Raw genomic sequence first — 23,170 nt, forward strand, 5'->3', positions numbered from 1 at the left:
CGGCCGGGTGGGAGTGCCCGGGATGTGAGCGAGGGGGCCGGGGGCGGAGAGTCACTCGTGCGGGTGGCGGGTTTTTCCACAGGTGGGGTGGCCGTCCACAGCGTCCGGCGGGCCCGGCCCGGCGGCGGCACTCTGGGGTCGCGGCGATCGCGGTTCGCGATGCGGTCGCCACGACACAGCCGTACGGGACGGGCCCGTACGCGTGCTGCCCGCAGGCCGCAGGCGCCGGGCGGGGGAGGGGAGCGAGGACATGAACGAGACCATCGTCTGCGTGGTGGGCAACGTGGCGACCCAGCCGGTGTACCGGGAGCTGGCGGCGGGTCCGTCGGCCCGGTTCCGGCTGGCGGTGACCTCCCGGTACTGGGACCGCGAGAAGAGCGCCTGGACGGACGGGCACACCAACTTCTTCACGGTGTGGGCCAACCGCCAGCTCGCGGTCAATGTGATGGCGTCGGTGGAGGTGGGCCAGCCCGTCGTCGTCCAGGGCCGGCTCAAGGTGCGCACGGAGGTCCGCGACGGACAGCAGCAGCGGGCCTCCGCCGACATCGACGCCGTGGCGATCGGCCACGACCTTGCGCGCGGTACGGCGGCCTTCCAGCGGGCGGCCAGGCCGGAGACACCGCCGACGGCGACGAGGCCGGAGCCGAACTGGGAGACAGCGCGCCCCGCGGACGCCGCGACCGAGGCGGCAGCCGGCCAGGAGCACACCCAACAGGCCCATGAACCAGCAATGGTGACATGACGTCAGCGGGCGTGCCTGGTGTGTACGGGCCCGGCGTCCCGCGCGGACGCGACCGGTTGCCCAACACCCTGTACGAACCGGTGGATTTGTCGATATGCCCAGCTCATGGACGGTCCCGGCGATAACGATTACGGATCGGATCGGCCATCGGATCATCCGACCGGCAAGTGAGGCTCCAGCTGATCCATAGGATGCCGGGCATGCCCCTAGGGGCTGCCGATTCTGCTGGTGGGACCGTCCCCCACGTCCAACGGGTCCTGCTCGAAGGGGAATTCTGTGCTTGCTGCGCTCTCTGGGTTCCGCCGGTCCGCCCCCGCGGCCCGCCTGGCCGCCGCCGCGTCGGTGTCCGGCATCGTGGCGGCCGGTGTGCTGTCCGGCGCCGGTACGGCCGTGGCCGCCGGGGCACCGCAGACCCAGGGCGGGGCGACGGCAACCATCAACGGGCTGAAGACCTACGGCGCCGCCGTGATCCACGAGGTGGGCGGCGACCAGCGGGTGGAGGCGGGCCTGTTCGAGATGTCCGTCGACGGCGGCGGCACCCTGCAGACGTACTGCATCGACCTGCACAGCCCCACCCAGCGTGACGCGCTCTACCAGGAGACGCCCTGGAGCAGCACCTCGCTGGGCACCGACAAGAACGCCGGCAAGATCCGGTGGATCCTGCAGAACTCCTACCCCCAGGTCAACAACCTCGCCGCGCTCGCCCGCAAGGCGGGCACCGGGAACCTCACCGAGCAGGACGCGGCGGCCGGCACCCAGGTCGCCATCTGGCGCTACTCCGACGGCGCGAAGGCCGACGCCGTCGACCCGCAGGCCGAGAAGCTCGCCGACTACCTGCAGAAGAGCGCCCGCGACCTCGCCGAACCGCAGGCCTCGCTCACCCTGGACCCGCCCGCGGTGTCCGGGCGGTCCGGCACGCTGCTGGGGCCGGTGACCGTGCACACCAACGCGGCCGGTGTCGCGGTCAGTCCGCCGGCGGACGCGGCCACCACCGGGGTGCGGATCGTCGACAAGACCGGCAAGACGGTCACCACCGCGAAGGACGGCAGCCGGCTGTACTTCGCCGTTCCCAAGGACTCGGCGTACGGCACCGCTCAGCTGACCGTGCAGGCGTCGACCACCGTGCCCGTGGGCCGCGCCCTCGCCTCCGACAGCCGCAGCCAGCCCCAGATACTGGCCGGCTCCAGCGAGTCCACGGTCTCCGCGACCGCCGGCGCCACCTGGGCGGCCGAGGGCGCCATACCCGCGGTCTCGGCGCGCAAGAACTGCGCCGAGGGCGCCGTGGACATCATCGCGGCGAACCGGGGCGACAAGCCGTTCCGCTTCGAGCTGATGGGTGCCGAGCACACCATCCCCGCGGGCGCGACCCGCACGGTGACGGTCCCGCTCCAGGAGGACCAGGCCTACGACTTCACGGTCACCGGCCCGAACGGCTTCAGCCAGCGCTTCACCGGCGTCCTCGACTGCAGGATCCAGGGCGCGATCACGACCCGGCAGGCCAAGAACCACAACGAGCCCAGGCCCGCCACGGTGGGCGGCGGCACCGCGGTCCCCGACACCAACCTGGCCGCGACGGGCGGCTCCGCGGTCACCCCCCTGATCGCGGGCGCGGCCATCGGCCTGGTCGTCATCGGCGGCGCGGTCCTGGTGATCCTGCGCAAGCGCGAGCAGCCGGGCGACTGAGGCAGACGTGGTGCCGCCGGGCATCAAGGCGGCGGACATCGTGGTGCCCGCCGCGCGCTGCGAGATCGTGTACGAGATTCCGGTCGACCGCTAGCAGACAGCCGACGGAGAGCCCGCCAGTGTCTCCTCACCGTCCCGGTGGCCGTTCAGCAAGGCCACTCCTGGTACACCCAGTTGCCATAGTCATCCTGGACATACCTCCAGCAGGTATTGCCAGGATGTGCCCTGGGCTGGGTGCTCGTGAAAGTGGCTGCGGCTGCGGTATGGCCCTCTGCGGAAGCCGCGAAGGCCGGGGCGCCTGACGCGACCGCCACGCCGGCAACGAACAGAGCGGAAGCAACGCCGAAGACGAAGGTCCTCGTCGGTCGAGCATGCATCGGGCACCACCTTTCACTCAGATGGCCCAACAACACCGTATTAACACGAAGCGGGAAAGGGTGCCACTCGGGGTAATCGGGGGCGAGCCCAATGCAGTTGAACTGTCAATCGCATTCGGTTTCTTGCTCGACAGCCGGATGGTGTTGCGGCCGCGGAGCCAGTTTGACGTGTATTCAACTCGCCGATGGTGAGGCAAAGTTCGTGGAACAGGCGGGCCTCACACTCACTCGTCACACCCTCCCGCGAGCCCACGGCGGCGTCGCAGTCCCGGCCGCCCGATTGCCGCCTGCCCCCGGCGAACCGTCCGCTGCCCGGATCGGCCTAGGATCATCTGTCATGGGCATCGTGGAACTTATCCTCATAGCGGGCCTCTTCGCCGGGATCGCGGCCGTCCAGAGCCGTCTGTCCGGCATGGACAAGCGATTGGTGCGCATCGAGCGCCAACTCGCCCTGGTTGCCGACCGGTTGGGGCTGGAGGAGCCGGACGAGCAGCGCGCGCAGCGGGAGCGGGTCGAGGCGCTGGTGCACGAGGGCAAGCAGATCGCGGCGATCAAGGCGTACCGCGAGATGACCGGCGCCGACCTGAAGGAAGCCAAGGATGCGGTGGACCGGATGAGCGGCAGCTAGGGGGTGTCGTTTGGATCATGCCGACCCGCACCGTTCGTCACGGCCGACCTGATCCAAACGACACCCCATAGTCGCTCACGGCGTCATGATCCAACGATGCGCCGGCTGAGATCACGGCCATGCCGCAAGGGATGGCGCTGCCTGCCCTCGGGTCCCGCGTCGCGGGTGAGGTCTTCTGGCACGCCCACAACCACCAGGTGAGAGTCCGGCTCGATGAGTGGCTGACGGCAGACGAGTGACCGCCTCCGGGCCGCCCCCGGGCCGTGCAGGGGTGCCCGAGGCCGCCCACAGTCACCGGCAGCGGCGGACGACCCACCACCGACACCCTCGAAACCCCAGGTCACAGCCCCCCGACCAAACGGGTTAACACCCAAGGCTGGCGTTCAGGCAAGATGGGGTGTATCTGCCCACTGCCAGATTTCAAGCTGCCGGACGGTTTCTCTTGGCTGAGTACATCTACACCATGCGCAAGACGCGCAAGGCGCACGGCGACAAGGTCATCCTTGACGACGTCTCGCTGAACTTCCTGCCCGGCGCGAAGATCGGTGTGGTCGGCCCGAACGGTGCCGGTAAGTCGACCGTGCTGAAGATCATGGCGGGGCTCGAGCAGCCGTCGAACGGCGACGCCTTCCTGTCGCCGGGCTACAGCGTCGGCATCCTCCTCCAGGAGCCCCCGCTCAACGAGGAGAAGACCGTCCTGGAGAACGTCCAGGAGGGTGTCGCCGAGATCAAGGGCAAGCTCGACCGGTTCAACGAGATCGCCGAGCTGATGGCCACCGACTACTCCGACGCGCTGCTCGACGAGATGGGCAAGCTGCAGGAGGAGCTGGACCACGCCAATGCCTGGGACCTCGACGCCCAGCTCGAGCAGGCCATGGACGCCCTCGGCTGCCCGCCCGGCGACTGGCCCGTCACCAACCTCTCCGGTGGTGAGAAGCGCCGCGTCGCGCTGTGCAAGCTGCTGCTGGAGCAGCCCGACCTGCTCCTCCTCGACGAGCCCACCAACCACCTCGACGCCGAGTCGGTGAACTGGCTGGAGCAGCACCTCGCCAAGTACCCGGGCACCGTCGTCGCGATCACCCACGACCGGTACTTCCTCGACAACGTCGCCGAGTGGATCCTCGAGCTGGACCGCGGCCGCGCCTACCCCTACGAGGGCAACTACTCCACCTACCTGGAGACCAAGGCCACCCGTCTGAAGGTCGAGGGCCAGAAGGACGCCAAGCGGCAGAAGCGTCTCAAGGAAGAGCTGGAGTGGGTCCGCTCCAACGCCAAGGGACGCCAGGCCAAGTCCAAGGCGCGTCTGGCCCGGTACGAGGAGATGGCCGCCGAAGCGGAGAAGATGCGCAAGCTGGACTTCGAGGAGATCCAGATTCCGCCGGGCCCGCGCCTCGGCAACGTGGTCGTCGAGATCGACAAGCTCAACAAGGCCTTCGGCGAGAAGGTCCTCGTCGACGGGCTGAGCTTCACGCTGCCGCGCAACGGCATCGTGGGCGTCATCGGCCCGAACGGTGCCGGCAAGACGACGCTCTTCAAGATGATCCAGGGCCTGGAGACCCCGGACTCCGGCGACATCAAGGTCGGCGAGACGGTGAAGATCTCGTACGTCGACCAGGGCCGCGCCAACCTCGACCCGAAGAAGACGCTGTGGGAGGTCGTGTCCGACGGGCTCGACTACATCAACGTCGGTCAGGTCGAGATGCCGTCCCGGGCGTACGTGTCCGCCTTCGGTTTCAAGGGGCCGGACCAGCAGAAGCCGACCGGTGTCCTGTCCGGTGGTGAGCGCAACCGCCTCAACCTGGCGCTGACCCTCAAGCAGGGCGGCAACCTGCTGCTCCTCGACGAGCCCACCAACGACCTCGACGTCGAGACCCTCAGCAGCCTCGAGAACGCCCTGCTGGACTTCCCGGGCTGCGCCGTCGTCGTCTCCCACGACCGGTGGTTCCTCGACCGCGTCGCCACGCACATCCTCGCCTACGAGGGTGAGTCGCGGTGGTTCTGGTTCGAGGGCAACTTCGAGTCGTACGAGAAGAACAAGATCGAGCGGCTCGGGCCGGACGCCGCGCGTCCGCACCGCGCCACCTACAAGAAGCTGACCCGGGGCTGATCGGTCTTGCGGCACATCTACCGCTGTGCGCTGCGCTGGTCGGACATGGACGCCTACGGCCATGTCAACAACGCGGTCTTCCTGCGCTATCTGGAGGAAGCCCGCATCGACTTCATGTCCGGCCGGCCCGCGCAGTCCAAGGAGGGCTCCGTGGTGGCCCGCCATGAGATCGACTACCGGCGCCAGCTCGTCTACCGGCCCACGCCCGTGGACATCGAGCTGTGGGTCACGGAGATCAGAGCCGTGTCCTTCACCGTCTCCTACGAGGTGAAGGACGAGGACGCGGTCTACGTACGGGCCTCGACCGTGGTCGTGCCGTTCGACTTCGAGGCCCAGCGCCCGCGTCGGATCACCCCGGAGGAGCGCGAGTTCCTCGAGCAGTACACGGCCGAGGCCGGGGAGGCTGTCGCCGCATGACGGTGCTGCACCTGGCCGACGAGACGGAGGCGGCGGACCTCGCCGCCTTCCTCTCCCGGCTGCTCCACTACGACCGTGGAGCCGCGGTGCGCCTGCAGGCGGCCGGTACGACGCTCGCCGTCTTCGGCCGGCCCCCCTCCTTCGAGGTGCTGGCCGTGCGCGCGGTGCGGCTGGCCAAGCCGTACGAGGACGGGCTCGAGGTCACCCTCGACGTGACCGTCTCCGCCGGTGAGCTGCTGGAGTCGGTGGACGAGCGCGCGGCCACCGCCGCCGTCCCGGCCGCCGTCACCGGGCCGCCGTGGGCCGGGATGCTGCCGCCGCGCGGCGGCTGGCGTCCGCTGCCGGGACTGCCCGGCCCGGACGCGCTGCGGGCGACCGTCGCCGCCGCGGTCACCGAATTCCGGTCGCGCACGGAGGAACTGGCGCCGGACGGCCGTACCCGCGCCGAGCTGGACCGGATCGGGCGGGACATCTGGTCCCGGGAGATCGGCCGGACCGGGCTGCCGGTGCGGGCCGTGCACGCCGCGCAGTCGCTGGGCTTCCTGCGCCCGGGCACGCGGTCGGCGGACACCGGGCTGTTCTCCTCGGGGGCATGGCTGCGGCTGCGCACCCCGTACGGGTCCGTCGCCGTCCGGCGCGCCGGGCTCGGCCCGCTCGGCGTCAGCGTCCGCTGAGCGAGCCCGGACGCCGGGGGGAGCGTCAGTCCGGGGTGTTCACCATCGACTGGGCGGCGTACGTCAGGTAGTTCCACAGCGTCCGCTCGTGCTCCTCGGAGAGCCCGAGTTCGTCGACTGCCACCCGCATGCGACCCAGCCACGCGTCGTGCGCCGCCCGGTCCACCGTGAACGGCGCGTGCCGCATGCGCAGCCGGGGGTGGCCGCGCATCTCGCTGTAGGTGCTGGGGCCGCCCCAGTACTGCATCAGGAACAGGGTCATCCGCTCCTCGGCGGGGCCCAGGTCCTCCTCCGGGTACATCGGCCGAAGGATCGGGTCCTCGGCGACTCCCTCGTAGAAACGGTGCACGAGCCGACGGAAGGTCTCTTCCCCGCCGACCTGCTCGTAGAAGGTCTGCTCCTGAAGCGTGCCGCGCCGAATCTCATTCACCTGTACATCGTCTCAGACAGGGTGACCCAGGACTCAAGGCTTAGGACCCAGGGGACATCCAGGGATATCGAGGGGCATTCAGAATCATCGGGACTCATTGACACTCATTACTATGGATCCATGGGTGCGTACGACACCGAGACCGACCGCCTGGCCGCCGCCGGGCGGGCCGCGCTGGTGCGGGAGATCGACGCCGGCGGAGTCTGGGCCGAGGACCCGGTGTGGCGGAAGACGTTCGCCGCCGTGCCCCGGCATCTGTTCGTGCCGTACTACTACGTCGCCGAGCGGGGCGGCTACCGGCGCCGCTGGGGCGAGAGCCCCGACCGGCGGGCCCGTGTGCACTGGGTGCGCGGCGCCTACGCGGACGCCCCGCTGGCCACCCGGATGCGCGACGGTGAACTGGTCTCCTCCAGCAGCCAGCCCTCCCTGATGGCCCGGATGCTGGTCGCACTGCGCGTCGAGGACGGCGACCGGGTCCTGGAGGTGGGCGCCGGAACCGGCTACAACGCGGCCCTGCTCGCCCACCGGCTCGGCGACGACGACCTCGTCACCACGATCGATCTGGAGCCGGAGATCACCGAGTCGGCCCGCCGGCACCTGGACGCGGCCGGCTTCCACCCGGCCGTCGTCACGGGCGACGGAGCGCGCGGAGTGCCCGAACGCGCCCCCTTCGACCGGATCATCGCCACCTGCGCGCTGCCCACGGTCCCGCGCGCCTGGCTCGCCCAGTGCCGCCCCGGCGCCCGGATCCTGACCCCGCTGGCCACCGGTGTGCTGGCGCTGACGGTCCGGGACCCGGAACACGCCGAGGGCCGTTTCCTGCCGACGGCCGCCTACTTCGTACCGCTGCGCGGCGGCCGGCCGGTGTCGGAGGGGGTGTCGCCGGCCGGGCTGCCGGACCGGGTCCGCGAGCAGGGGACGTTCCGCTTCCTGTTCGCCCTGACCCGGCGCACTCTCGACCCGCACGCGGCCTGTGCGCTGTGGGAGCGCGAGGACATGCCGGAGCGCGAGCGGTACGGCGTCACGGTCGCCGGCGAGCACGCCTGGGCGTGGCTGGACGACCCGCAGGGACCGTACATCTGGCCCCTGCCCTGACCCCGGTCCCGACCCGGCGCCGGTCCTGCCCCCGGGGCCGGATCAGCCCCGGTGGACGGTGATCGTCGTCCAGGCGCCCACGTGCACCCGGTCGCCGTCCTGCAGCGGGACCGGCACGAACGGCTGGATCGGTTCCTCGGACATGTTGACGGTGGTGCCGTTCGTCGAGTTCTGGTCGACGACCGCCCAGCTGCCGTTCGGCTGCTGCACCAGCACCGCGTGCTGGTGCGAGACGCCCGGGTCCTCCGGCGGCACCGCGAGGTCGATGTCGGGGGTGTCGCCGGTGGAGTGCCGGCGGCGGCCGATGGTGATCTGGTTGCCGCTGAGCGTGCGCTGCTGCTCGGGCGAGTACGCGGGCAGGTTGAGACCCGCGGCCTCGGGACCCGAGCGCTGCATCATCGCCATGAAGTACTCACGGTCCGGGCCGATCGTCGCCGTCCACGTCGCCGGACCGGCGGCCGGGGCCGGGGGCTGCGCGAAGCCGGTGCCGGGCGCGGACTGCGCGTAGGGGGCCTGCGGGTAGCCGTACCCGCCGCCGGGGCCGCCGGGCACCGGTCCCTGTGCCGGTCCGTCGGACGACGGCGGGGAGATCACCCAGTCGTCGTCACCGCCGCCGAAGGAGGGGCCGCCGGCGGGCGGCCGGCCGCTCTCGTCCGGGAAGGCGGGCGGTGCGGGCGGTGCGGGCTGCCCGAACGCCTGCGGGGCACCACCGGGACCGGCGGGCGGGGTCGGCCCGGGCGGCGGCGGGACCGGACGCGAGGGGTCGCCGCCGAAGGCCGAGGGGCCGGGCGCGCCGGGGCCGCCCTGGGGCGGGCCGGGGGGAGTGGGGGCACCGGGAGCGGAGGGCTCACGGCCGAAGGGGTCACCGGGACCGGACGACGGCCCACGGCCGAAGGACGGCGGACCGGAGGGAGCGCCGGGACCACCGGGGCCCTGACCCTGACCCTGACCCTGTGTCTGGCCCGGGATCTGGGCGCCGCCGAACCCGGACGGGCCGCCGGGACCCTGTCCCGCACCCTGCCCCGGGATCTGGGCGCCGAAGCCGGAAGGAGCACCGGAACCCGGGCCCTGGCCCGGGCCCTGCGCACCACCGAAGGCGGGCGGACCGGGCGGACCCGACGGGCCCGGGGAGGTCGGCGGGCCGGACGGGGGGCGCTCGCCGCCGAACGGCGTCGGGCCCGACGGCTCGCTGCCGAAGGACGGGATCGGCTCGGCGGGCCGGTTCACCTGCGAGGGCCGCGAGCCCTGGTACTCGTACCCGTCACCGCCGCCGTACGTCGCGCTCGGCGGCTGGAAGCGGGGCTGGGGCGGGCGCGGGGCGGCCGGGGTGTACGACGTGGCCGTGTTGGTCAGGAAGTTCCACCGGCACTCCTCGCAGAAGGGCGCGCCGCCCTCGCGGGGCGTACGGCACTGCGGGCACAGCTCCGCCTCCGGGGACGGTGCGGCCGGCGGGCGTGCGCCTGCCTGGGCACCGGGACCGCCCGGGCCGGCGGGCGGCGGGAAGCCGTAGCCCCCCGCGGCCGGAGGCGGCGGGGGAGGGGGCGGGGGTACGGCACCGGCCATGCGGTGACCGCAGACCTCGCACCAGTCGTCGGAACCCGACTGGTGTCCGTTCGGGCAGGTCGGCATGTCGGCGGTTCCCCTTCTCCAAAGCTTCCAGGGTCACTTCTTTACACGAACAGTCTTTGTGGACCGGGTCTCCAGAGTCATCTCATCGGCCTCTGCGACCTTCGCCTTCAACCGCACAGTACCTGTCGCGGCGTCGACCACGTCCACCACCTTCGCAAGCAGTTTCGCAGTATCGGCGTTCCCGGAGGCACCGGCGAGCTGAACAGCGCGCCCCAGTTTGGCGGTTGCTCCATCGAAATCGCCCGCTTTGCGAAGGTCGAGGCCTTGCTGGATGGCTTGTGCCAGTTCGGCCTGCCCGGTGTAGTGGGCGACTTGGGGGTTGATGGCGGTGGAGGCCGTCATGTCGTCGGTCCACACCGCCCGCACGAGCCCCTGTGCGCCGAGGTTCTGTACCGAACCGTCCGATTGGGGCACGACCAGCGACACCCGGGCGGCGAGCATCTCCTGGCCGAGGCCGGCCGCCGGGACCTGGACGCACAGGTGGTAGTCGCGGGACTCGTCGCCCCAGGAACCGGTCGGATAGTCCCCGGCGCGCGGGCCGGCCTCGGTGCGTCGGGCGGTCAAGTCCTCTACGGTGGGCGCCACTTGCTTGACGAACCGGATGGCCGTGCCGACCGGCGTCCACACCCTGAGGGAGACGTCGGCGACCTCCTTGCCCATGGCCGTCTCCATCATCCGCGTGAAGTCGGCGGCGAGACCGGCCGGGTCGGCGACGATGTCGGCGGTGCCGAGCAGCGCGGAGGCGATGCCTGTGACTTCTTTCACTTCCCAGTCGGTGCCCACGCCCCGCGCGTCACAGGTGAACCGTCCGCCGCATGCCTGGAGCGTCGCCCGCAGGTCCTCGGGCGACTCGTGCTCGTTGCGGCCGTCGGTGAGCAGGATGCCGTGCCGGATGGTGACGTCCGCCGAGTTCAGCAGCCGGTCGGCGAGCCGCAGCCAGGTGCCGATGGCCGTGCCGCCGCCCGCGCTGAGCGCGCGCAGTGCCTGTTTGGCCTGTTCGCGGGTGGTGGCGTCGGCGGTCGCGAGCCGGCCGCCGCCCGGATAGACCTCCGTGGCCACATGCGTGCCGCCGATCACCGCGAAGTGCGTGCCGTCGCGCAGGGCGTCGATCGCGGCGGCCGTGGCGTCCCGGGCGCCCCGCATCTTGGTCGGCGGGTAGTCCATGGAGCCGGAGCAGTCCACCATGACCGCCACGGCGGCGGACGGGCCGCGGCCCCGCGGATACACCTGGGACGCGGCGCTGCCGATCGTGCCCCCGCCGGTCGCGGTCACCGTGACGATCGCGTTGACCTCACGGCCGCCTTCCGGCAGGTACTCGTTCTGGTAGACGTCCATCGAGAACTGTGGCACGTTCGACTTCGAGAAATTGGCCATACGTACTCAAATCCCCCTTGACCACCCTGCTGACACAGGGCATGGCTGTGGACAGACCGGTCCCCTCCGGCCCGTGGCCTCAGGCCGATCCTGCCCCCTGCGGCGGCGCCGGGAACGGCACGACGGCCACTGTTACGTTGTCGTGGCCCCCGCCGTCCAGGGCGTGGCCGACCAGGACCCGGGCGCTGTGCAGCGGGCGTTCGGCCGCGTCGGCCGGCACGGCCTCGGCCATCTCCTCGGCCGACTCGGCGTAGTTCCACAGCCCGTCGGTGCACACCACGACGACTCCGGGCCGGTCGGGCTTGAACGACGCGGTGTGCGGCTCCAGTTCATAGGCGTCCGCGCCGAGCCAGCCGGTGATCGCGTGGGCGCGCTCGTCGGCGTACGCCTCGGCCTCGCTCATCAGTCCGGCGGCGACCATCTGCGCGGCCCAGGAGTCGTCCTCGGTGAGCCGGGCGGGCGGCGCGGAACGGTCGGTGGGCACCCAGTAGGCGCGGCTGTCGCCGACCCAGCCGACCACCAGCAGCCCGGAGGTGACCACCGAGCCGACGATCGTGCAGGCCGGCGCGTTCTGGTGCGGGGCGTGCTCGCGGGCCGTGGCGGGCTCCTCGGCCAGCGCGTTGACGGCCTGGGCGGCGGCGACGATCGCCTCGTGCAGGGCCGCCTGCGGATGCGTGCCGCGCGGCAGGGCGGCCAGCAGCGCGTCCCCGGCCGTCTGGGCGGCGGCGAGGGAGGCGTCGTCGGGGCGGGTGGCCGAGGAGACGCCGTCGCATACGACCGCGAGGACGGCCGGCGTGCCGTCCGGCAGCGCGGTGTGGCCGACGGAGAAGGCGTCCTCGTTGCGGTGGTGGCGCAGACCCCGGTCGCTGACGGCGGCCACCGGGCCCGACTCGCGCTCCACATGGTCGCGTTCGCGGGGCTGGGCGTGCCCGCAGTTCTCGCAGTAGCCGTCACTGTCCACCCGGCCCGCCCGGCAGGCCACGCACACCTGCGCGGGCTCCTCCGCCGCGCCGCTGGTCTCGGCCACCCGCGGGTCGGGCGCCTGCAGCGGGTACTCGTCGGGCTCCGCGGGCCGGTCGAAGCGCACCCCGGAACCGGCCCGCGCGTCCGGCACGCCGTGCCCGGGCAGCGGGGTGTCCCCGGAGTCGGTGCCGGGCAGGTCGGTCGGCAGGTGGACCGTGGGCGCGGCGCCGGAGCCGTCCTGCCCCGGGGCGGGCCAGGACACGCCCTCCGCGTCATCCCCCTCTTCCCGGTCCTCCCGGTCCTCCCGGTCCTCCCGGTCCTCCCGGTCCTCCCGGTCCCCCCGGTCCTCCCCGTCGTCGCCGGCGGCGCCGGCCATGGTCAGCGTCGGATGGTCCTGCGGCGGTGCGGACACGACGGAGAGGTCGTGTCCGCACGCTCCGCAGAAGAGGTCGCCCGACTCCACGGGCTCCGCGCAGCTCGGGCACTTCGGCAGTGCGGCCTGCTGGGGCATCTGCGACATCAACTACACCCACGTCCGGGGGCGGTAACGGTTGGCCCGTTCCACCAGTTCGATCCTCTCCTCGCCGCCGGGCGCCAGCCGGGCCAGCGTGCGGTAGGCGCGCTCCAGGCCGAAGCGGAGGCCCCGCTCGTCCAGACCGCTGCCCAGCAGCACCCGCCCGCCGGCGCCGGGCCGGTTGCCCTGGCCTCCGGAGAGTATCCAGTCCAGCGCACAGCCGAGGACTTCCACCGCCAACTGCTCGCGGCGCGCCGGATCCAGACCGTACGCGTCCAGCGCCTCGACCTGCCCGGCGGCGGCGGTCAGGTCTTCCAGGAACGGTACGTCGGACGCGCCCGCCGTACGTTGTCTGAGCCGGGCCCGCACGGCCGCGACCCGGGCGGCCGTGAAGTGGATGGAGGACTCCGGCACCGACTCCAGGGTGCGCACGGCACCGTGCCGGTCCCCGGCCGCGAGCTGCACCCGGGCCAGCCCGAAAGCGGCGCTCACAAAGCTCGGGTCGGTCGCCCACACCAGGTGGTAGTACTCGGCCGCGTTGTCCAGCTGACCCAGCACCTCCGCGCACAGGCCGAGCGCCAGCTTGGGCGCGGCCTCGCCGGGGAAGGCGTCGTAGATCGCGTCGAAGCCGAGCGCGGCGCCCTCGAAGTCACCGGTGACCAGCGAGGCCAGAGCCCGGTACCACACCACCCGCCAGTCGTCGGGCCGTTCCTCGTCCAGCTTGGCCAGGCTCATCAGCGCGCTCTGCTGCTCGCCGCTCTCCAGCCGGGCCCGGATCTGCCGCAGCCGGGTCTCCACCGTCTGCGCGGGAGCCGCCTCCAGCGCGGCGATCAGCTCCGCCGGGGCCGAGGTCATCACACCCGCGAGGAAACCGGCGTTGGGGTCGCCCGGGTCGACCAGCGGAACCGGCAGGGCGAGCGCGGCGGCGGGGGCCTCGACGCACTGCACGAGGGAGGCCGGGGGCAGGGCCGGGGCGGCCGTCGTGTTCCTGCGCACCTCCCGCGCCCCCAGCCGCGAGACGTCCCCGTCCAGCCGGGGGAACAACTCCCGGTCCACGACCTTCACTTCGGGCCCGAACAGCGTCGACAGCGCCGGGCGTGCGTGCCCGGTCTGCAGCGAGACGACCTCGCGCAGCACCCCGGTCAGCTGCTCGGCCATCTCCTGCGCGGAGCCGAACCGGCGGGCCGGGTCGGGGTCGGTGGCCCGCACGAGCAGCCGGTAGAAGGACTCGTAGCGGCGGAAGACCTCGATGGTGTCCGGGTCGGGCAGACAGTCCGCGTAGACATTGGTGTAGCCCTGGAAGTCGAAGGTGAGCACCGCGAGCGTGCGGCCCACCGTGTACAGGTCGCTCGCCACCGACGGGCCGACCTCGGCGACCTCCGGCGCCTGGTAGCCGACCGTGCCGTAGATGGCCGACTCCTCGTCGTCCATCCTGCGCACCGCGCCCATGTCGATCAGCTTGAGCTGGTCCTCGGTCTGGATGGCGTTGTCGACCTTGAAGTCGCAGTACAGCAGGTTGCGGCTGTGGAGGTGGCCCAGGGCCTCGAGGGCCTCGATGCCGTACGCGCACGCCTGTTCCACCGGCAGCGGGTCCCGTCGGCCCTCCCGGGTGCGGCGGGCGTTGGCGATCTCCTTCAGCGACTTGCCGCCGACGTACTCCATGACGATGTAGCCGTCGAGGGAGCCGGTGCGCTGGTCGAGGTGCTCGACGAAGTTGTAGATCCGCACGATGTTGTTGTGCTCGATCTCCGCGAGGAAGCGCCGCTCGGAGATCGCCGCCGCCATCGCGTCCTGGTCGCCGGTGTCCAGCAGGCCCTTGAGCACCACCCAGCGGTCGGAGACCGCCCGGTCCACGGCGAGGTAGATCCAGCCCAGCCCGCCGTGCGCGAGACAGCCCGCGACCTCGTACTGGCCGTGCACCACGTCCCCGGCCTTCAGCTTCGGCACGAAGGAGTACGGGTGCCCGCACTTGGTGCAGAAACCTTCCGTGCGGCCCGGCCGCTCCCCCCGGGCCCGCCCGACCGGCGCCCCGCAGTCCGAGCGCGAGCAGAACCGCTTGCGCTCCGGCACCTCCGGGTTCTCGAGCACCATCGCGCGCGGGTCGGGCCGCGGCACCTGCGGCACGCTCACCAGCCCGGCGCCCAGCCGCCCGCGCGCCGACGCCCCCGAGCCCGAACCGGAGCTGCGCACCGACACCGAACGCCCGCTGGAGCGGCCCGACGCGGACCGGGACAGCCGCCCCGACACCGAGCGGCGCGAGCGCGACGACTGCGACGAGGTACGGGAACTGTGCGAGCCGCGCGAACTGCCGCTGTCCGCCGCCTCCTTGGTGATCCCCGTGGGGGGCGAGCCGACCATGCCGTTCGCCGAGACGACCGGCGCGAGACCGCAGGTGTCGCAGTACAGCTCACCGCCGCCGACGTCCTCGTACGACCCCGTGCAGCCCGGCCGCTGACAGGTCTGCCCCGCCTGACTCATGACTGGTCCCCCTTGTCGCGGTCCTCGGGCGCGCCCGGCCCGCCGATCAGATCGGCCGCCAGCCGCTGGTAGCGCAGTACGGCCTGTTCGGCCACCCGCAGGTCGCACGGCGCGCTCCACAGCATCCGCCGGGCCGCGTCGTACCGCTCGATCAGGAACGGGTCCTCCGCGAGCCCGTGCCGGGCCACCTTCGCCTTGTAGGCGTCGAGCCGGCCGCGCAGCTCGGCGCGGACCGCGAGCGGCGCGGTGACCGCGGTCAACGACTCGCGGGCGCGCAGCAGTTCGTCCTCGGCCTTCTCCTCCAGCGATTCCAGCAGCGGGGAGAGCCGGTGCCACTGTGCCTGCCTGCGGTACTCGGCCGCCGTCGCCAGCTGCTCCTGGAGCACGGTCGGCGGGCCGCTGACCACCGGCACCTCGGTCGCGGCGATCTTCGCCAGCACCTCACCGCGCGCGGCGCGGGCCTCGGCGAGGGTGCGGTCGGCACGCGAGAGCACGTCCCGCAGCCGGATCAGCCGCGCCTCCGCGTCCTGCCGGACCGTCAGCACGGCGTCGATCTCCCGGCGCACGTCCTCCAGGGCGCGCGCCTCACGGTCGTACACCGTCGTGTCCGGACGGCCGCCGCCGGGCGCCGAACTGCCCTCGGCAGGAACCCAGAACGCGAGCGGGTCGCGGACGACGTCCTCGCGCAGCTTCGTCAGCGTGCGCGTGATCCGCTCCAGGTCGTCGCCCGCCGGGTGCTCGCCGGGGCGGACGCCGACGGAGTGCGCGAGCCCCCGGGTGCGCTGCAGTTCCGCGGCGAGTAAATCGATCCGGGCGGGCAGCGCCGACCACACCGCGTCGGCGGCGACGACCAGGTCCAGGCTCGTCGCGTACAGCTCGTTCATCCGGTCCACCAGGGCGGCCAGCGAGAAGGTCTCGCTCAGCCTGCTCTCCCCGGCCACGGTCACGGGCTCGCCGCGCAGCAGCCCGGTCAGCTCCACCAGGTCCTCACGGGTGGACCAGCGGCGCCGGGCGCGGATCTCGCGGGCGGAGCGCAGCGCGGCCGCGTAGGCGTCGAAGTAGGCCCACAGCCGGGTGATCCGGTCCTCGGTGGTCCGCCAGCGTTCCTCGGTGACACCGGTCAGCTCGGCGCCCTCGAGGAGCCTGCGGCCCGCGTGGTCCTGCAGGGCCAGCAGCGAGGTCTCGATCGCCTCGTGCTCCTGGCCGAGCCGCGCCAGCGCACGGTCCACCTCGTCCCGGTCCATCACCGGCCCGGCGGGGTCCGTGACGCCCATCGATCACCTCTCGCTGCTGTGGGGTTCCAAAGTCGTCCAGTGGGGTCAACCGGTGCGCAGATACCGCGGCGCGGGCGGCTTCGACGCGGCCGAGTCCTTTCCCAGTGTCGCCGACAGCCAGGTGTCGTACGACGTCTGCCAGCCGCTCGCGCGGTAGTCCACCAGGACGCGGTTGACCCGGCGTACCAGATCGTTGGCGTCCTTCTTCATCGCCACGCCGTAGTACTCGGTGGTGAACGGCGCGCCCTTCAGCTCCACCGTCGGATCCTGCGCGGCCTGGCTGGCGGCGAGCGCCCCGTCGGTCACCACCGCGTCCACCTCGCCCAGTTGCAGCCTGACCAGGCAGTCCAGCTGGTTGGGGACGGTGGTGGAGATGTCGGTGGAGGCGGGCAGGGCGCCGGCCTTCCGGTCGTCGGACAGCTTGGTGTACGCCGTCGAACCGGACGCCGTGCACACCTTCTTGTGCGCCAGGGAGGAGTTGTAGCCGGTGACCGACGACGACTTGGGCGCGAGCACCTGCTGACCGGTCTTGAAGTAGGGTGCCGAGAAGGCGACCTGGGACAGCCGCTCGCAGGTGATCGTCATGGTCCGTACGACCATGTCCACCCGTCCGTCCTGGATCGCCGAGATGCGCTGGTTGGTCGGGATCGCCTTGAACTGCACCGCGTCCGGGTCGCCGAGGACGTCCTGCGCGATCCGGTGCACCAGGTCGATGTCGAAGCCCTCCAGCTCCGCGCCCTCGGTGTTCGGGTTGCGGTAGCCCCAGTGGTAGCTGTTCTGGTCGACGCCGACGACCAGTTTGCGCCGCTCGCCCGTACGGGCCTTGATCGCGTCGATCGTCGGGCCGTCCGCGCCGGACGGCGACAGCGTCTGGTCCTGCGCCTCGGCGGGCTTGCAGGAGTCGGCGCGGGCCTGCAGGCCCTGGGTGACGGCCTGTCCGGTGCGCTGCGCGTGCCGCTCAGCGCGCTGGGTGCACGGCAGCAGCAGGACGAAGGCCAGCGCCAGCGCGCACAGCACCGCCATCGCGCCGACCCCGCCCCAGCCCCGCAGCAAGGCCCGTACACGGCTCGCGTACATCGTCCTGCCCCCTGTCACCGGTACTCCGAGAGTCTGCGTCCGATGCCGGCCACCGCACCGGCCGCGCCGAGCACCGCCAGCACGGCCGCGCCCACCGGCAGCCCGGCCAGTGCGTCCCGCCCGGCCCGGGCGGCCCGGCCGAACTCCGCCTGTTCGTGGTCGATGGCCTGGGCGAGCGAGCTGTCGACGCCGTCGAAGCACTGGCCGGTGGCGTCCTTGGGCCCGATGACCTTGTCCAGCGCCTGGTCGTAGTTGCCGTTCTCGTCCTCGGCGCGGGCCGCGGAGTGCCGCTGCTTCCACACCGCCATGTTGCTCTCGGCCGCCTTCACCGGGGCGCTGCCGCCCTGGTCGTCGGCGAGCTTCTCCGCCTGGCCCAGGCCCTTGCCGAGGGTGGCCATGTCCTTGTCGAAGTCGTAGTAGTAGGCGTCGTACGTCTGCCCGCCCACCGTCACGGTCTCGGCGCCGCGCGCCACCAGGCTCAGGTTCTCGTTGCCGCGTGCCTTCAGGGAGGCGATCCGGGCGTCGTGCAGCACGGTCAGCGAGCGGATGCCGTGGTCGTAGGAGCCGTCCAGCTCCGTGCGGGCCACCGCGTGTCCGACGACCAGCCACAGCAGGGCGATCGTGGTGGCGGCGGACGCGGCGACCAGGCCCTGGTTGAGGACGCGGTTGGTGCGCCGGAAGGTGCGGTGCTGGGCCCAGCCGAGCGCGCCGAGCGCGACCACGCCGAGCCCGATGGCGATCCAGGGGTACGGCGTGGCGTTCCCGTAGTCGGCGTCCAGCCGTCCGTTCTCCGTGGTGTAGAGGTCCTCGGCGGCCGGCAGCATCTCCTGCTGCATCTTCTCGTTGGCGTAGCGCAGGTACGCGCCGCCGACCGGATAGCCCTGCCGGTTGTAGGTCCGGGCCCGCTCCACGAGCCCCTTGTACTCGGGCAGCAGCCGGTTCAGCCTGGCGATCGCCGCCTCGGAGGCCGAACCGGGCACGGCGTTCGCGGCGGCCGTCACCAGGCCCGCGGCGGCCGTGCTGATGTCCTTCTCGTACCGCGTCCTGGACTGCGGCGTCTCCTGGCCGCCGGCCAGGAACCCGCTGGAGGCGGCGGTGTTGGCGTCCGCCAGCGAGCGGTAGATGCCGGCCGCGCCCGAACTGAGCGGCTGGCTGCGGTGCAGCACGTCGTCGGCGGCGGCCGAGCGGGCGTCGGCCTGCCAGGCGGCCGTCGCCCCGAACGCCACGACCAGCAGCGCCAGGACGGCCCCGATGATCCGCAGCCGGCCCGGTTCGGTGGTGGCCGCGGCCCGCAGCCGGTCGGCCCCCTCGGCGAACGCGGTCCGCCGGGTGGGCGCGGCCGGGGCGCCCGCGGGGCCGGGTGGGCCGGGCGGGGACGCCGGGGGCGGCAGCGGGCATGCCGGGGCCCGCCGGCGGCGGTGCCGTGCTGCTTCTCGGCGCGTGTGTCACTCGACCTCCCCCAGGGCCCATCCGTCGCCGCCCAGTATCGCGGCACGCACCGGCATCCGCACCGGCCTTCACTGGATCTTGATCGGATCGCAGTGCGCGCCCCACATGAATACGCCCTGCGCAGCTGTTCGGTTCCGCCAGGGAGTGCGGGTCAGGGACAGGACTTAGGCCCTAGCCGTCCCAGTAGCTCCTCGCCCGCTCCCGCGCCCGTGTGTCCGCCGCCAGCCGGTCCAGGCCCAGCAGGGCCGCGCCCAGGACCGGGCTCGCCGTGACCACGCGGACCTCGGCCTTGGGGGCGCGGGCGGCCAGCAGGTCGCGCACGGCGTCGTCCAGCAGGGCGTGACCGGCCGTCAGGACGCCGCCGCCGAGCAGGACTGGCGTCTGTTCGCCGAGGAGGTCCAGGCGGGTCAGCGCCACCGTCGCCATCACCGTCACCTCCTCGGCGAGCCTCGCGACGATCGCGCGGGCCACCGGGTCGCCCCCGTCGGCCGTCGCGAACAGCACGGGGGCCAGCTCGTGCCGGCGGTCGTGGCCGACGTGCCCGAGGTGCAGCGCCTCGATCAGCGCGTACATCGTCGGCAGGCCGAAGTGGCCGGGCAGGGTGCGGACCAGGGCCGTCGGCCCGCCCCGGCCGTCCTCCGCGCGGGCCGCGTGCCACAGGGCCTCCTCGGCCAGGGCCCACCCCCCGCCCCAGTCACCGGAGATCCGGCCGATGGCCGGGAAGCGGGCGGTACGGCCGTCGGGGCGCATGCCGACGCAGTTGATGCCCGCGCCGCACACCACGGCCACGCCCCGCGGCTCGGCCACGCCCGCCCGCAGGACCGCGAACGTGTCGTTGCGCACCTCCACCGACGCGCCCCACGCGCGCGCCTGCAGCGCGGCCGCCAACTGCTCCTCCTCCACCGGCAGATCGGCGTTGGCCAGGCACGCCGAGACATGCGAGACGCAGGTCACGCCCGCGTCGGCGAAGGCCCGCGCGACCGGCTCGGCCAGCGTGTCCAGCGCCGCCGGCACCCCGGCCACGGGCGGCCGGAAGCCGCCGCCGCGGGCCGTGGCCAGGACCTCCCCGGCGGCGGTGACCACGGCCACGTCGGTCTTGCTGTTGCCCGCGTCGACGGCGAGGACGGTCGGGGTCTCAGGTGCGGTCAGGCCCACGCGAGGTGCTCCCGGTTGTGTGCGATCAACTGGTCGGTGAGGGTCTCGGCGTACGCGTACTGGCCGATCAGGGGGTGCGCGAGCAGGGCGCGGAACACCCGGTCGCGGCCGCCGCGCAGCGCGGCCTCCAGGGCCAGTTCCTCGTACCCGGTCACGTTCGCCACCAGGCCGGCGAAGAGCGGGTCCAGGTCCGGCACCGGCAGCGGGGCCGGGCCGTTCGGGCCGACCGCCGCCTGGACCTCTATCACCGCGTCGTCGGGCAGGAAGGGCAGCGTGCCCTTGTTGAGCGTGTTCACCACCTGGTACGGGCTGCCCCCGCCGCCGAGCAGTGCCGCCGCCAGGTCCACGGCCGCCTCCGAGTAGAAGGCGCCGCCCCGCCTGGCCAGCAGCGCCGGCTTCTCGTCCAGCGTGGGATCGCCGTACATCTTCAGCAACTCCCGTTCCATCTCGGCCACTTCCGCGGCCCGGGACGGCTTGGTGCGCAGTTCTCCGACGACCTCGTCGTGGGCGTAGTAGTAGCGCAGGTAGTAGGAGGGGACCACGCCCAGGCGGTCCAGCAGGGGGCGTGGGAGGCGGACGTCGTCGGCGATCGCGTCGCCGTGCTCGGCCAGCAGCCCGGGCAGGACGTTCTCGCCCTCGGGGCCGCCCAGCCGGACGCCCGTCTCCCAGGTGAGGTGGTTGAGGCCCACGTGGCCGAGGTGGACGTCGGCCGGGGCCACGCCGAGCAGGTGCGCGAACTTGCGCTGGAAGCCGATCGCCACGTTGCACAGCCCGACCGCCCGGTGCCCGGCCTGGAGGAGGGCGCGGGTGACGATGCCGACCGGGTTGGTGAAGTCGATGATCCACGCGCGCGGGTTGGCACGCCGGACCCGTTCCGCGATGTCCAGCACCACCGGGACCGTGCGCAGCGCCTTGGCCAGTCCGCCCGCGCCGGTGGTCTCCTGACCGACGCAGCCGCACTCCAGCGGCCAGGTCTCGTCCTGCTCACGGGCCGCCTGGCCGCCGACGCGCAGCTGGAGCAGGACGGCGTCGGCGCCGTCGACGCCCGCGTCCAGGTCGGCGGTGGTGACGATCCGGCCGTCGTGGCCCTGCCTGGCGAAGATACGGCGGGCGAGGCCGCCCACCAGCTCCAGGCGCTCCGGCGCCGGGTCCACCAGCACCAGTTCGTCGACGGGCAGGGTGTCCCTCAGGCGTGCGAAACCGTCGATGAGTTCGGGGGTGTAGGTCGAGCCGCCGCCGACCACGGTGAGTTTCATACGAGGATCAACCCTTTACTCCGGTGAGAGTGACGCCCTCGACGAACGCCTTCTGGGCGAAGAAGAAGACGAGGATCACGGGGGCCATGACCAGCACGGTCGCGGCCATGGTGAGGTTCCAGTCGGTGTGGTGGGCGCCCTTGAAGGACTCCAGGCCGTAGGACAGGGTCCAGGCGCCGGGGTTCTCGGACGCGTAGATCTGCGGGCCGAAGTAGTCGTTCCAGGCGTAGAAGAACTGGAAGAGGGCCACGGCGGCGATGCCCGGCCTGGCCATCGGCAGGACGACCTTCAGCAGCGTCCTGAGATCCCCGCAGCCGTCCACCTTCGCCGCGTCCAGGTACTCGTTCGGGATCGTCATCAGGAACTGGCGCAGCAGGAAGATGGAGAACGCGTCGCCGAAGGCCATCGGGATGATCAGCGGCCACAGCGTGCCGGACAGATCCAGCTGCTTCGCCCAGAACAGGTACATCGGGATGATGATCACCTGTGGGGGCAGCATCATCATCGAGATCACCAGCATGAGTGACAGATTGCGGCCCCGGAAGCGGAACTTGGCGAGCGCGTACGCCACCGGGACCGACGACACCACGGTCAGCACGGTGCCGAGGCCGGCGTAGACCAGCGTGTTCTTCCACCAGGTCAGAAAGCCCGGCGTGTCGAAGACCTTCCGGTAGTTGCCCCACTCCCAGGTGTGCGGGACCAGATCCCGGCTCAGGGCCTGGCTGTCGCTCATCAGCGAGGTCAGGAACACGAACACGAAGGGCAGCGTGAAGAACAGCGCGGCGGCGACGCCGAGGGAGTGGACCGCGATCCACTCCAGCAGCGCCCTGCGCCGGGCGGTGCGCTCGGCGGCCGAGGCGGGCGCCTTCAACCCCACCGGTTTGTCCAGTACTTGGGTCATGGTCAGTCACCTGCCTGGATCAGGCCGCCCCGGCGCCGCATCAGGAACGCGGTGAACACCATCGACAGGGCGAAGAGGACGAGGGCGACGACACACGCGGAGCCGTAGTCGAAGCGCTGGAAGCCGAGGTTGTAGACGAGCTGGGGGAGGGTGAGCGTGGACTTGTCGGGGTAGCCGGGCTCGAACTGGGTGCCGGCGCCCTGGATCACGCCCGAGGCGACCTTCCCGGCGATCAGCGGCTGCGTGTAGTACTGCATCGTCTGGATGACGCCCGTGACGACGGCGAACATCACGATGGGGGAGATGTTCGGCAGCGTCACGTACCGGAAGCGCTGCCAGGCCGACGCGCCGTCCAGCTCCGCGGCCTCGTACTGCTCCGCCGGTACGTCGAGCAGCGCGGCCATGAAGATGACCATGAGGTCGCCGACGCCCCACAGCGCGAGCAGGGTCAGCGCGGGTTTGGACCAGGTGGGGTCGTTGAACCAGCCCGGCGCCGGGACGCCGGCCTTCTCCAGGATCGAATTGACCGGCCCGGTACCGGGGTTGAGCAGAAAGGCGAAGGCCATGGTCGCGGCGACCGGCGGGGCCAGGTAGGGCAGGTAGAACAGGGTGCGGAAGACGCCCGTACCGGTCTTGATCCTGGTGATCAGCAGGCCGATGCCGAGCCCGAAGACCACCCGGAGGCTCACCATCACCACGACCAGCCACAGGGTGTTGCGCATGGCGGGCCAGAAGTACGGATAGTGCTGGAAGACGTAGGTCCAGTTCTTCGTGCCGCTCCACGTCGGCGGTTTGAAGCCGTCGTAGTGCATGAACGAGAAATAGACCGTCGAGATCAGCGGATACACGAAGAACACCGCGAACCCGATCAGCCAGGGCGACATGAAGGCGAGGGTCCTGAGCGCCGAGCGGCGGCGCTTGGCCGCCAGAGTGACCGTACTCATCGG

General features: G+C 72.1%; 19 protein-coding genes. 7 read left to right on the forward strand and 12 right to left on the reverse strand.

Features of this window, described 5'->3' with window-relative positions; genetic code table 11:
* Positions 1-250 precede the first annotated feature (250 nt).
* The 6 genes from A6P39_RS27055 to A6P39_RS27080 all read left to right on the forward strand — a co-directional run bounded on the left by A6P39_RS27055 (position 251) and on the right by A6P39_RS27080 (position 6,628).
* Positions 251-742, forward strand: a complete 492-nt coding sequence (locus A6P39_RS27055; protein ID WP_067039443.1) for a single-stranded DNA-binding protein — start codon at positions 251-253, stop codon at positions 740-742.
* Between the two features lie 276 nt (positions 743-1,018).
* Positions 1,019-2,425: a Cys-Gln thioester bond-forming surface protein gene (locus tag A6P39_RS27060; protein WP_234378722.1), complete on the forward strand. Its 1,407-nt coding sequence runs from the start codon at positions 1,019-1,021 to the stop codon at positions 2,423-2,425.
* A gap of 714 nt (positions 2,426-3,139) precedes the next feature.
* Complete coding sequence (locus A6P39_RS27065) at positions 3,140-3,430, forward strand: ribosomal protein L7/L12 (protein WP_067039444.1); 291 nt, start codon at positions 3,140-3,142, stop codon at positions 3,428-3,430.
* 442 nt (positions 3,431-3,872) lie between these two features.
* Positions 3,873-5,537 (forward strand): energy-dependent translational throttle protein EttA, encoded by a 1,665-nt coding sequence (gene ettA / locus A6P39_RS27070; RefSeq protein WP_067039445.1) that lies wholly within the window; start codon positions 3,873-3,875, stop codon positions 5,535-5,537.
* Positions 5,538-5,543: 6 nt separating this feature from the next.
* Positions 5,544-5,954 (forward strand): acyl-CoA thioesterase, encoded by a 411-nt coding sequence (locus tag A6P39_RS27075; RefSeq protein WP_067039446.1) that lies wholly within the window; start codon positions 5,544-5,546, stop codon positions 5,952-5,954.
* Positions 5,951-6,628 (forward strand): hypothetical protein, encoded by a 678-nt coding sequence (locus tag A6P39_RS27080; RefSeq protein WP_067039447.1) that lies wholly within the window; start codon positions 5,951-5,953, stop codon positions 6,626-6,628. Before A6P39_RS27075 ends, A6P39_RS27080 begins: the two co-directional genes overlap by 4 nt.
* A gap of 25 nt (positions 6,629-6,653) precedes the next feature.
* Here the strand turns inward: A6P39_RS27080 and A6P39_RS27085 are convergent, their stop codons facing one another.
* Positions 6,654-7,058 carry a globin gene (locus tag A6P39_RS27085; RefSeq protein ID WP_067039448.1) on the reverse strand — a complete coding sequence of 135 codons (405 nt, stop codon included), beginning with the start codon at positions 7,056-7,058 and terminating at the stop codon, positions 6,654-6,656.
* Between the two features lie 120 nt (positions 7,059-7,178).
* Between A6P39_RS27085 and A6P39_RS27090 the strand changes: the two genes are divergently transcribed.
* A complete protein-coding gene (locus A6P39_RS27090) occupies positions 7,179-8,153 on the forward strand; it encodes a methyltransferase domain-containing protein (RefSeq protein ID WP_067039449.1) in 975 nt (324 codons plus the stop codon).
* 42 nt (positions 8,154-8,195) lie between these two features.
* Here A6P39_RS27090 and A6P39_RS27095 read toward each other — a convergent pair whose 3' ends face one another.
* The 11 genes from A6P39_RS27095 to A6P39_RS27145 form a co-directional block, all read right to left on the reverse strand.
* Positions 8,196-9,782: an FHA domain-containing protein gene (locus A6P39_RS27095; RefSeq protein WP_067039450.1), complete on the reverse strand. Its 1,587-nt coding sequence runs from the start codon at positions 9,780-9,782 to the stop codon at positions 8,196-8,198.
* Positions 9,783-9,815: 33 nt separating this feature from the next.
* Positions 9,816-11,156 carry a vWA domain-containing protein gene (locus tag A6P39_RS27100; RefSeq protein ID WP_067039451.1) on the reverse strand — a complete coding sequence of 447 codons (1,341 nt, stop codon included), beginning with the start codon at positions 11,154-11,156 and terminating at the stop codon, positions 9,816-9,818.
* A 79-nt stretch (positions 11,157-11,235) separates the two neighbouring features.
* Entirely contained in the window at positions 11,236-12,639 is a 1,404-nt protein-coding gene (locus A6P39_RS27105; protein WP_067039452.1) for a PP2C family serine/threonine-protein phosphatase, read from the reverse strand.
* 3 nt (positions 12,640-12,642) lie between these two features.
* Positions 12,643-15,111: a serine/threonine-protein kinase gene (locus tag A6P39_RS27110; RefSeq protein WP_079133124.1), complete on the reverse strand. Its 2,469-nt coding sequence runs from the start codon at positions 15,109-15,111 to the stop codon at positions 12,643-12,645.
* A complete protein-coding gene (locus tag A6P39_RS27115) occupies positions 15,108-16,385 on the reverse strand; it encodes a hypothetical protein (protein WP_067039454.1) in 1,278 nt (425 codons plus the stop codon). The genes A6P39_RS27110 and A6P39_RS27115 overlap by 4 nt, the downstream gene beginning before the upstream one ends.
* Before the next feature lie 45 nt (positions 16,386-16,430).
* The gene (locus tag A6P39_RS27120; RefSeq protein ID WP_067039455.1) at positions 16,431-17,462 is read right to left on the reverse strand and encodes a glutamate ABC transporter substrate-binding protein; all 1,032 of its coding nucleotides are present in this window, start codon (positions 17,460-17,462) and stop codon (positions 16,431-16,433) included.
* A 14-nt stretch (positions 17,463-17,476) separates the two neighbouring features.
* Positions 17,477-18,853 (reverse strand): hypothetical protein, encoded by a 1,377-nt coding sequence (locus tag A6P39_RS27125; protein WP_443053075.1) that lies wholly within the window; start codon positions 18,851-18,853, stop codon positions 17,477-17,479.
* Positions 18,854-19,082: 229 nt separating this feature from the next.
* On the reverse strand, positions 19,083-20,066 hold the full coding sequence (locus A6P39_RS27130) for an N-acetylglucosamine kinase (protein WP_067039456.1): 984 nt from the start codon (positions 20,064-20,066) through the stop codon (positions 19,083-19,085).
* Positions 20,057-21,322 carry a 6-phospho-beta-glucosidase gene (locus A6P39_RS27135; protein WP_067039457.1) on the reverse strand — a complete coding sequence of 422 codons (1,266 nt, stop codon included), beginning with the start codon at positions 21,320-21,322 and terminating at the stop codon, positions 20,057-20,059. The genes A6P39_RS27130 and A6P39_RS27135 overlap by 10 nt, the downstream gene beginning before the upstream one ends.
* A gap of 7 nt (positions 21,323-21,329) precedes the next feature.
* Positions 21,330-22,223: a carbohydrate ABC transporter permease gene (locus A6P39_RS27140; RefSeq protein ID WP_067039458.1), complete on the reverse strand. Its 894-nt coding sequence runs from the start codon at positions 22,221-22,223 to the stop codon at positions 21,330-21,332.
* Positions 22,224-22,225: 2 nt separating this feature from the next.
* Complete coding sequence (locus A6P39_RS27145; protein ID WP_067039459.1) at positions 22,226-23,167, reverse strand: carbohydrate ABC transporter permease; 942 nt, start codon at positions 23,165-23,167, stop codon at positions 22,226-22,228.
* Positions 23,168-23,170 lie beyond the last annotated feature (3 nt).

Origin of the sequence: Streptomyces sp. FXJ1.172 (assembly GCF_001636945.3) — a bacterium.
GTDB lineage: Bacteria > Actinomycetota > Actinomycetes > Streptomycetales > Streptomycetaceae > Streptomyces.